Origin of the sequence: Bifidobacterium sp. (genome assembly GCF_051876855.1) — a bacterium.
Taxonomy (GTDB): domain Bacteria; phylum Actinomycetota; class Actinomycetes; order Actinomycetales; family Bifidobacteriaceae; genus Bifidobacterium.
In genome coordinates this window covers 1-10,822 of record NZ_JBJEIH010000050.1, presented here as the reverse complement: position 1 = coordinate 10,822, position 10,822 = coordinate 1, and the positions used below count along the sequence as shown (strand labels likewise).

At 54.1% G+C, this 10,822-nt stretch carries 9 protein-coding genes; 7 read left to right on the top strand and 2 right to left on the bottom strand.

Going from position 1 to position 10,822, the window contains the following annotated elements; all coding sequences use genetic code 11:
- The 6 genes from ACI38B_RS04040 to ACI38B_RS04015 form a co-directional block, all read left to right on the top strand.
- Window positions 1–1,342 (top strand): ABC transporter permease/substrate-binding protein (locus ACI38B_RS04040; protein ID WP_439729627.1); only part of this gene is annotated, 1,342 nt, incomplete at its 5' end.
- Window positions 1,343–1,345: 3 nt separating this feature from the next.
- Entirely contained in the window at window positions 1,346–2,152 is an 807-nt protein-coding gene (locus ACI38B_RS04035; RefSeq protein ID WP_439729626.1) for an ABC transporter ATP-binding protein, read from the top strand.
- Between the two features lie 230 nt (window positions 2,153–2,382).
- Window positions 2,383–2,583, top strand: a complete 201-nt coding sequence (locus tag ACI38B_RS04030) for a DUF362 domain-containing protein (RefSeq protein WP_439729628.1) — start codon at window positions 2,383–2,385, stop codon at window positions 2,581–2,583.
- Between the two features lie 19 nt (window positions 2,584–2,602).
- A complete protein-coding gene (locus tag ACI38B_RS04025; protein ID WP_439729625.1) occupies window positions 2,603–3,040 on the top strand; it encodes an Rrf2 family transcriptional regulator in 438 nt (145 codons plus the stop codon).
- A gap of 711 nt (window positions 3,041–3,751) precedes the next feature.
- On the top strand, window positions 3,752–5,110 hold the full coding sequence (locus ACI38B_RS04020; protein WP_439729624.1) for an amidase family protein: 1,359 nt from the start codon (window positions 3,752–3,754) through the stop codon (window positions 5,108–5,110).
- Window positions 5,111–5,431: 321 nt separating this feature from the next.
- Window positions 5,432–6,334: a tetratricopeptide repeat protein gene (locus ACI38B_RS04015; protein WP_439729623.1), complete on the top strand. Its 903-nt coding sequence runs from the start codon at window positions 5,432–5,434 to the stop codon at window positions 6,332–6,334.
- Between the two features lie 685 nt (window positions 6,335–7,019).
- Here the strand turns inward: ACI38B_RS04015 and ACI38B_RS04010 are convergent.
- Window positions 7,020–7,577, bottom strand: a complete 558-nt coding sequence (locus tag ACI38B_RS04010; protein ID WP_439729622.1) for a DUF4411 family protein — start codon at window positions 7,575–7,577, stop codon at window positions 7,020–7,022.
- Complete coding sequence (locus ACI38B_RS04005) at window positions 7,574–8,752, bottom strand: ImmA/IrrE family metallo-endopeptidase (RefSeq protein ID WP_439729621.1); 1,179 nt, start codon at window positions 8,750–8,752, stop codon at window positions 7,574–7,576. The genes ACI38B_RS04010 and ACI38B_RS04005 overlap by 4 nt, the downstream gene beginning before the upstream one ends.
- Window positions 8,753–8,997: 245 nt before the next feature.
- On the opposite strand from ACI38B_RS04005, the gene ACI38B_RS04000 reads away from it, so the two are divergent.
- A partial coding sequence (locus ACI38B_RS04000) for a DNA/RNA helicase domain-containing protein (protein WP_439729620.1) occupies window positions 8,998–10,822 on the top strand: 1,825 nt, incomplete at its 3' end.

Sequence of the window (10,822 nt, the reverse complement as noted above, 5' to 3'; positions counted from 1 at the left end):
ATCCATCTCCATGCTGGGCTTTCTGATTCCTTTTTCCGGAATTGGCAATGCCACGGCGGTCATCGCGCTCACGATTTATGCGCTGCTGCCGATGGTGCGGAACACCTACACGGGTATGACCAATGTGGATCCTGCGATTCTGGAGGCGGCGAAAGGAATGGGCAGCACAAAGAGGCAGATCCTGTTCCGCGTGCAGATGCCTCTTGCGATGCCGGTGATTCTCTCCGGCATCCGGAATATGGTCACAATGACAATTGCCCTTGCCGGTATCGCTTCTTTTATCGGCGCAGGAGGACTGGGTGTCGCCATCTACCGCGGTATCACGACCAACAATGCGACGATGACGATAACGGGCAGCCTTCTGATCGCGGTTCTGGCCCTTGTTGTGGATTTTCTTCTTGGCTTTGTGGAAAAGAGAATGAATCAGCATGGAAAGAAGGCAAAAAAACAGAATCGGATAATGGCGGTGACCGCAGTTGCTTTGATTGTCTGCTTGATTGCCGTCATTGCGATTCCCCACCAAAGTAAAAGGGTGATTCATCTGGCTACGAAGCCGATGACCGAGCAGTATATTCTCGGAGAAATGCTGAAAACCATGATCGAACAGGATACGCATCTGACCGTAGATCTGACGCAGGGTGTCGGCGGTGGCACATCCAACATTGAACCGGCTATGGAGAGCGGAGGATTTGATCTCTACCCGGAGTACACCGGAACCGGCTGGAACATGGTATTGAAACGCGACAGCCTGTACTCGGAGGACCAGTTTGAAGAACTACAGAAAGAGTATCAGAACAAGCTGGGGCTTACCTGGGATGTGATGCTGGGCTTTAATGACACCTACGGCATTGCAGTCCGGAAGGAGATTGCAGACAAGTACGGACTTAAGACATATTCCGACCTGCGGAAAGTCAACGGAAAGCTGGTCTTCGGCGCGGAATACGACTTCTTTGAGCGGCAGGACGGTTATGACAAGCTCTGCAGTACCTACGGCCTTACCTTCAAGTCAACCAGTGACATGGACATGGGCCTCAAGTATCAGGCGATAAACAGCGGAAAGATCGATATCATGCCGGTCAATACGACGGACGGACAGCTTTCCCAGGCGGACGTCACAGTGCTTGAGGATGACAAACATATGTATCCATCCTATCAGTGCGGTATTGTCGTTCGTCAAGATGTACTCGACAAGTATCCGGAGCTTGGCGCAGCGCTTCAGAAATTTGACAAAATTCTGACGGAAGCCGATATGCAGGAAATGAATTATGAAGTGGAGACGGAAAAGAAGGAGCCTGCGGACGTGGCAGAGGCATTCCTGACGGAGAAAGGGCTGGTGAAATAAGAGATGAATACAGCGATTGAATTCCGGCATATCCGGAAATCGTACGGGGATACGGTCATTATCCCGGATTTAAATCTGCAAATCGAAAAAGGCGAATTTGTCACCATCATCGGTTCCTCCGGATGCGGAAAGACGACGGCTCTAAAAATGATCAACGGCCTTATTCAGCCGACGAGTGGAGACATTCTGATCGATGGAGAAAATATCCGGAATAAGGATATGATTGCTCTCCGCCGCGGGATCGGATACGCAATTCAGGGCAGTGTGCTTTTCCCGAATATGACCGTGGAGCAGAATATTTCCTATGTTCCGAGCCTGCTGAATAAAAAGGACAAGAAGAAAACAGCGAAGGCGGTTGACAAATGGATGCAGATCATCGGGCTGGATCCGTCCATGAAGGAACGCTATCCTTCGGAGCTCTCCGGCGGTCAGCAGCAGAGAGTCGGTATTGCAAGAGCACTTGCGGCTTCTCCGGATATTCTGCTGATGGATGAACCATTTGGCGCAGTGGATGCCATCACAAGAGGGCAGCTCCAGAATGAGTTGAAAGGGATTCATAGGAAGACCGGCATCACGATTCTCTTTGTCACACACGATATCAGGGAGGCGCTGAAGCTAGGTACGAAGGTACTGGTGATGGATCACGGAGAAATTCAGCAGTACGGGACGCCGAAGGAACTGCTTCAGAATCCGGCGACCGACTTTGTGAAGAAGCTCGTGAAGAAGCAGCGCAGGATGTGCTTCCTGCCAGAGGGAAAGCTGAAGGACTGCGAATATAGCGGTGCGTCATGTGGTGCAATCGCGGACTAAAGCATATGAAACCGTGAATACGGTAAGAGGCTGGTTCTACGATCCATTCAGCGTATTTTTCAATGTATTGAAGACAGCGACCGCGATATCGATCGGAACAATCAATTTCCCTCTGATGCGGATGCACAGATATGAAACATCGGACGGCAGAGCAGAAAAGGCCAGGAGTTCTATGCGGGGAATTTCTTCGACATCCCCGATCCGGCGCATGTACGTGAGGAACATGTGCCATCGGGACATCTGCTCTGAAAACTGGCGGATATCAAATCAGCGACCAGTGTGATGGATGCGGAAAATGCCTTTCAGTGTGCCCGCAGGACTGCATTGATTTGTCACTGAGATCGGCTGTGATTGATCACAATCGGTGCCTGCATTGTGGAAACTGTGTGACAATCTGTCCCACAGGGGCGGTCATGAAGGTGACAACTTAATCAGAGAGAATGAAAAATCATGCAGATTTCAACTAAATTTACGCTAGCAATCCACATTCTGGCTGCGGTTGAATATTTTGGCAAAACAGAGAAAGTGACCAGTGATTTCCTCGCCTCAAGCATTGGAAGCAACCCGGTGATCATTCGGAACCTGATGTCTGATCTCAGGAATGCCGGTCTGATTGAGATCAAGAGGGGGCCGGGCGGTATCGCGATTACAAGACCGCTGAATCAGATCACGTTTTATGATGTGTATGAGGCTGTGGAAAAGAACAAGGAAGATCTCTTCCGCTTCCATGATAATACGAATCCTTTGTGCCCGGTCGGCAGGAATATCCACGCCGCGCTGTATGACAAATTGCAGGATGTGCAGAAAGAATTTGAGAAGAGCCTCCAAAAGCGAAAGCTCAGTGATGTGATCTCTGATCTCTACAGAGAAATCAAGAATGCTGGATGAGTATGGTCAGTAGGACATTATGAATGTGGATAGGGAATTATGAGTGAGTACATTTTGAGTACACTTTGAGTGCGATATGAATTGATGTGATCCAAATGAGTGATAAAGCCAAGAAAAAGTAACACAGCTGATACACAAATTACGCGGATTTCTTTATGGAGACTCGAACTGGAGTGACGCCGGGGTTGCGTTGCGCTCGGTACAGCGTATCGCCGGAATCCCCGGGATTCTGCGGGAAAAGCCGCGAATCTCAGATGATTTCAGATAATCCCAGTACACTCCAGTAACTGGAAAGAGGCTCGGAAGCCGCTATTGCAACGGTTTCCGAGCCCCTTGCTTTCTCTTGCCGTATCTACGGGGTCTCGCGGCGGGTCTCGCGTGCAGATTGTGGTTCATTGATCAGTTTGATATCGTCACATGCCCTTTCGACGCGCGCTTTTCGTCACACGTCTTTTCGTCACACACCCTTGATGTAGCGGGCCTAGGATGAAGGCAACATTCGGATTTTGGCGGGGCGTTCGTCTGACGAGCAGGATACGCAGGACTTGAGACGGGAGGAACGGTATGAGAGGGCAGATTCCGCGCGGGGTATCGCAACGGCATGGAGATCAGCGCACAGATCGGCACACGGACCGGCATGTAGGGGAGAGCAATGCCGCCACACCCACAGCGAATATCACACCGACGATGACTATCGGATGCACAGAGACTATGGCGAATACAGTGCACGCGGAGAACCACAGTTCCGCCATCGACCCGACCATCTGGCGTGTCGTCGGCACGCCGCTGGTTGCCGCCACCCGCCCAGGTCCGCTGTCCGGCATGGGCGTCGCTGTGAAAGACCTGTATGCGGTCGCCGGGCAACGTGTTGGGGCTGGGAATCCCGCATATCTGGCCGATGCGTCGGTTCAGGAGCATTCTGCCCCGGCCGTCCAGCGCCTGCTTGATTCCGGCGCGGATGTAATCGGCATCGCGCGCACGGACGAATTCGCGTACTCGCTCGCCGGCGTAAACGCGCACTATGGCACGCCGCCGAATCCAAGGGCTCCCGGGCGTGTGCCCGGCGGATCGTCGTCGGGGCCCGCGAGCGCTGTCGCCGCAGGGCAGGCGGCCATCGGCTTGGGTACCGATACCGCCGGTTCGATCCGCATTCCGTCCGCGTATCAAGGATTGTGGGGATTGCGCACAACGCACGGTCGAATCAGCCGCGAAGGCATCCACCCGCTGTCCGGCTCGTTCGACACGGTCGGCTGGATGACCCGTGACGTGCAGACCATGGATGCCGTGACGCAAGTGATGCTGCCTGACCGGGATTCGGCGGCATTGTCCGGCGAGGTGGCGGTGTGCGTGTTGCCCAGGCAGATGGTTGACGCGGATGTCGCCGAAGCGTTCGCGCGTTCCTGCGAACGTATGCGCAGCACGACGGCTGACGCGCATCATCGCACCAAGGCCGCCGCGAATATCGCAGACGATGCGGCAACCAGCGCCGGCACGGATTCTGCCGTCACCACGGACACTGCCGGCACCGCCGCAATAAAAGCTTCCGCCAGAGCCGCCGCCCGGAACGGCACGTGGGATGAGCTCTCGCTCGACGCCGACATGTTCGACGGGTTCCTTGACATTTTCTCCGTAGTGCGTGGCTACGAGGCGTGGCAGGCCAACGGGGACTGGGTCAGCGGGCATATGGACGCAATTGCCCCGGATATCGCGGGACGGTTCCGCAATGACGCGCTGATTGATGAGACCGCATACCGCCGGGGATTGGAACGGCTTGAACAGTCGCGCGCGATGGTCAGGTCGCTGATCGGCAACAGGGTGCTGCTCATGCCGACAGCTGCCACTGTTGCCCCGACCCTTGCGCAGCAGGATGACACCGAAACCGCGGCACGCACCCGTCAACAGACGATGCGACTGACCTCCTTGGCCGGCATCGGCGGGCTTCCCGCCTTAAACATGCCTATCGCAACCGCACAGGGATTGCCGTGCGGCGTGTGCCTGATCGGTCCGGCGGGGAGCGATAAAGCGTTGGTGGCGTTCGGCAAGGAGCTGCGTCGTCGGCTATCGGCGTGAGGTTAAGCGGCGACGGATACGAGTCTGTGGCGGAAATCGCAACTTTCCGCAGGCAGCATGGCACCACGGTATCACGGCACCATGGGCAGCTTGAGACCGCAGCCGCAAGTCGCTTTGTTCAGGCCTACAGCCGCACAATCATGCGGAAGTTGGAATCAACCCTGCTATCGCGTAGAGTAGAAAGATATCGGAAGCCGCAACAGGCGCGGCGCCCGGTCGGCGAAGGGCCGCAAGTTCTGCAACATGAGGCAACGCAACGCGTCATGATGCAGCCGCAAGCAAGGGAACTGGCAAGGGAACCAACGAGGGAAAGGGAAGACCATGGACGATTTCGACGATGATGAGAACATGTCCTTCGAGGAGTCGCTGAACCATGACGAGATGGGGCCGGTGACCGTTGAAACGCTGCAGAACATCGAACGGCAGATCAACGAGCAGGGTGGGGTGCCTGTGTGGGCGGTTGTGCAGAATCTGTTCGTGCCCACTGCGCATCGGATCATGCAAGATGCCGGAAGCGTAGTCGGCGGGCGGGCGGCGAGTTTCGTGCGTTCCACTTTGGAAGAGGTGATTCGTACCACACCGGATTCCGGTGACGACTTGCCTGATTTGGCGCTGAGCGTCACCGGAGCCATGACCCTGCTCGGCTCGTACTATTACGATGGCGTGCTCGGCGAGCAGGATTACACCAAGGCTTTCGAATACTATCAGGCTGCGGCGGAACGTGGTGGTATTAGGGCGACACTGAACTTGGGCTACTGCTACCAGTACGCCCACGGGACCGAGCGTGATGACGTCAAAGCCTGCAACTGCTACAACGTGGCGTATCTTGCCGATCCGACGAATCCTGAGGCGCGCTATAAGATGGCCGACATGTTCTTCAACGGCTACGGCGTGCCGCGCAACGAGAAAGTAGCCGTGCAGGCGTATCTCGACATCCTCGACGAGGTCACCGACGACGACATGCAGGATTGGTTCGCCGAGAACGAAGAATCCCTGTACCGCAGGTTGGCGCTCGCATATCGCGATGGCAGGGGAGTCAAGCGCAGTCCGCTCAAGGCGCTTGAATATTACGAGAAGCTGGAGATTATCCACTACCGTGATTTGGCGCACGGGCGGCGGGACACACCGTTTTACAGTACTGCACAACACCTGGACGGTGTGCAGCGGGAGATTGCCGCGCTGCGGGCGGAGTTGGATTCTGATCCTACGGCGGCTTCGATGTAGGCTCGGGGTGGGGTTGGCGGGCGCTGGCGGTAGGTGCTGGTGCTTGCTAGCGTGCGTGGGCTGGTGCGCGGTATCGTGCCGATTGGCGCGCGTCGGTTGGGCTGACGCCTACTGGCACTTGCTAGTACGAGTGCTGGTGTGCGGGACTTTATCCGTTGACGGGTCTGTTTGGGATGATTTCCCATGCGGGCGTTGGGGCTCGCCGGGAATCTTGGGAGATTTTGGGAGATTACAGCAAACTGGTCGTTTGACGGGTAAAGTCCCGCGCTGTTGTGGGAGATGAGTGCGATTCGGTCACTTTGCGGGCCAAGTCCCGTGTTTTCCCGGGAGTTTACCGCGGATGGGCCATTCGACGCATAATCTCCCAACCACGGATTCCTGCCGTTGTGTAAAAACCGCGGAATTCCAACATTCTCATTAGGCAGATAATCACCAAATCCCAAAATCCGCGAGTTCTCCCGGGAACATATCGGCTGATTGACAGAATCGGGCTAAACTCCCGCCGCGCGAATGCGTCCGGGCAGTCTGCGGGTGGCACCCAGCAATGCTGCCGGGCGAGTTGTGACGGGTCTCAGTCAGGAACCGACGTCAGACTCATCAGATCAGTCCTCTAGCGCATGCTTGAGAATCAATGTCCGTGCTTCCTGACGCAGTTGGGCAAAAGAGATACGCTCATGCACACGATTTAAAATCCGCTAACCTCATCCATAAAATCGAAAAGTGAGATGCAACGGACGCCGTATACTGCCGCAATGTCCGGTATCTTTACCTTTGCTGCTGGCTGTCCCTTGACTCTTCCGACCGATTTTTCAAAGGTGATGATTGTTGCGTTGAAACACTTTGCGGACCCTATCAACCATGGGTCGGCGATTTTTAATGACATCCAAGATCGCTGTGCTTTCAGCGAGAATTCATTCTTTCCATCAGCGAGATATCGCATTATGCTTTGATACTCTGCACGTATCGACAAGTCGAGCAGCGGATTGATGATGGTTTGTTTGACTGATTGCATCCAGTCGTTCAAAGCGTCGTTGTCCTTACTGCCAGCGAGGATCTCCTTTTCGACCTGCATAAGAATTCCGACTTCTTTCTGGTCAACGAGTTCTTTCAGTCGTTTCCAGAAAGGAGCCGACATGGCATAGCGCGGCCGATAATAATCGTTGTAAGGCGTGACCAGACAGTTTGTGTCGATGAGGTAGCGCGGATTGTTCTCGGAGGTCGTGCCCATGGTTGTCATCGTCATGCCCCTACAGTCTCAAGCAGCTTGGGATAGGTTTTCCGATTAGTGCCAGTCAACCGATATGCATCCGTATAGGAGGTCTGTCCTTCGCAGACACTGGCGGCGAGATGTTCAACGAAGCGATGATCCAACCTGGATTGTTTCGTGCGGAAATAGTTGCCGCCGGAAGCATCGGAAGAGAACTTTCGATGCTTCTCCCACTGTTCAGCGGATTCCTTGGCAACACGGTCGTAGACATCCTGGAGAATCAAACGATTGTCCAGTGCACGCCTTGCGATGACGACATGGGAAACTGGGAATACTTGCGCGAGTTTGTCTATCGCGGTGTAGCCAGTGTCGCCGTCAGCTTGCGTTGCCTGCCACTGGCGGCTGAATTCCTGCTGCGGGATGAGCAGCTCCGCCGCCACCGCGTTGCAGAGTACTTCGATCGGGGAGTTGTCTGTTTGCTGATATTCGTCGTTGTAGATTTCTTCTTTGCCAAGCCAGATGTGCGCGATTTCGTGGGCAAGGGAGAAGATTCGACCATTGACACTGTCGGCACGGTTGATGAAAATCAGCGGAGCATATTCGTCGATCAGCGCGAACGCTCTGAACTCGTGCGGATCCAACGTGCGATGCGTGTTGTCTCCTACGATGCCGTTGAGCATCACAATGATTCCTGCGTCGGTGCAATGCTTGCGCAGAGTTGTGAAGGCTTTGTCCGCTTGCAGACAATGGTCGTTTTGGCAATACCAAGTAGTCATCAATCCGAGCTGTTCGCGGATTGCTGTTGCGAGTTTGGCGGCATCGGCGTGTTGGAGGTGCCAAGAGCCTACGAAGGGCATCGGCGCTTCACCGTGGTCGATGGCGTCCTGCCTCATCCAGTCTTGGATGGCTTGCATGCTGTCCAGCGTATCAAGCAGATTCCGGGAAGGACGGCTGATGGCAGAATTTCTCAAGGTTCGATGAGCGAAAATCGCGGGTGTATCATCAATGGGTTCGGCGAGGAAGAAATATCCGAATGGTACTTCCAGTTTGCTGCTCAGTTTGACGAGTTGATTGACTGTCGGCGTAGCGTTGCCGGACATCCAGCTGTCGATACGGCGATGATCCTCGGGGGAAAGCTTGCGGGAAGACCCGATGGTCGTCACCCATTTCCAGATGGAAGCGGGCACGGATACTTGCGCGGTAGTACTCATGGCGCCTCCTTGCTGGTGATTTCAATGGTGCTATTAGTTTAGGGGAGAGGGGTGACGCATCATTGCAAAATAGTAGGTTGATTACTATGCCTTCGACGACACAGCTATAATTCATCAATCTCACGTTATAGCCGGTACATCGATACATCGAACTATTTCACATGAATAGTTGAAGTCGAAATTCATACAGACGCGCATCATTGCCGCTACAATGATTCCAAAGAGTTGGCTCAGAGGGAGAGATAATGGCTGAACAGTCGGATTTGGTTGGGACTGTAGGGAATCACAACAATTCCCAAGTATCCTTGGGCGGTAGCGTCAAGGACGGTCATAGCATGAGCTCTCACAATAATCTCCCCAAAAAACTGCCGGCTATCGATGAAGCCGAGCTTGCCGGAGAACTCGAGAACCAGTTGAAGCATCTCCTCAATAGGCACGCCGGCAAACGTGATGACCAGACGCCATCGTTCATCCAAATGGATTATGACCGTTGCATGGATGTCGGAGAATACGAGCAGCCGTTAAAGGCGGAACTAGAGACGGAGTTGCTTCATTTCTTCGCCGAGGGGTACCAGCACGCTGTTCAGGAGCAGGCTGACGATGCGGGACTTCTTGACCATTCCGTTGTTGAGTCCGCTTCGCGTGCATTCGCCAATCGTGCTGTTCAACATTTGAAAGATGATACGGAAGAACATTCGTTTTCTGCAGCTTCACGGAAATACCTGAACTGCCGTCGTATTGAAACTGTCGATTATCCAGTCGTGTATATCGTCTACGGCAATGAGGAGACCGGCGCGTACGATGTCACGCTGAAATACGATACAGTCGATGGCCGGAAAATCTGGTTCAACCCTGACAGTGAAAATGCCCACGCTGTCCGACGGTATATTGCCTCATCTGATTCCGACGGCAGTGACATCGAGGATTCTCTAGAAAGCCGTGACGATTCCTCGATTACAGCGGATTCGCAAGAGAAGGATTCTCGGAGCTTACCGAAAGGTGTTGATGGTGACCGCTATAAGTGGAAGCGCGGCTATACCGTGTACGTGGGGGAGACCAATGACATCGCCCGTCGTGTCAGGGAACATCTGAACTCGGATCCTTCGGGCAGATCCGATTGGGCTGAAGTCGCGAAAAGACTCACCGAAAAACCTGGCTCCTACAAACAGGTGCTGATCTGCGACCAGTTTTTCACGAAGTCGATGACGGAAGACATCGAAGACCGTCTCATTGACTATATGGTCGGTGTCCCGGACGTCAAGAAACTGATGAATCGCCGGCGCAATCCGCAGAGCAACTACCATCAGTCCGAAATGACCACCCAGATATTCCATGACATCTGGCGCGGACTTGGCAATTTCTGGAGCGAAAAGCACCCGGATAGCCCCGAGCTGTTTCCTGATGAACAGGTCATTTTCGACTCGGCGCTGTTCAAAGCATCCCCGTTCCATAACCTCACCGATGAGCAGCGGAAGGCTGCGCGACTCATCATGGATATTGTCGAAAACAAGTTGCGCGCGTTCTCACAGGCGGAAAAATCCGGGAACACTCCCGCGCATTCGCTGATTCTGGTTGCTGGAGCGGCGGGAACCGGCAAGACCGTCCTGCTCAGTCATCTGTTCTATCGGTTGAACGAGGAACTCGGCGATATGCGGGGCGCTCGCGATAAGAGTGAAGTGGATCTCATCGTCAACCATGACCAGCAGCTCACCGTCTACCGGAATATCGCAAAGAAACTCGGGATGGATAAGGTCAATACCTCCAGTGTCACGGGCCGGAAAACCGTGGCCGAAGTGACCAAGGCAATCGGGTTCATCAACGAGAAGAGCTCGAAAGTCGAAACCGAGGAAGGCAAAAAATATCAGAGTAAGGCGAAAGTAACGCTTTATGACTACGATAAGCCGGCTGAAATTGCCGATGTGGCGCTTGTTGATGAGGCTCACCTGCTTCAGACAAGATCAAGTCAGTCATACCAAGGCGGCAACCAGCTGTACGACATCATCATGCGTTCCAAGGTCACGGTCGCTGTTTTTGACCCGAGCCAGATTATTCAGGAGCGGTGTGACTGGA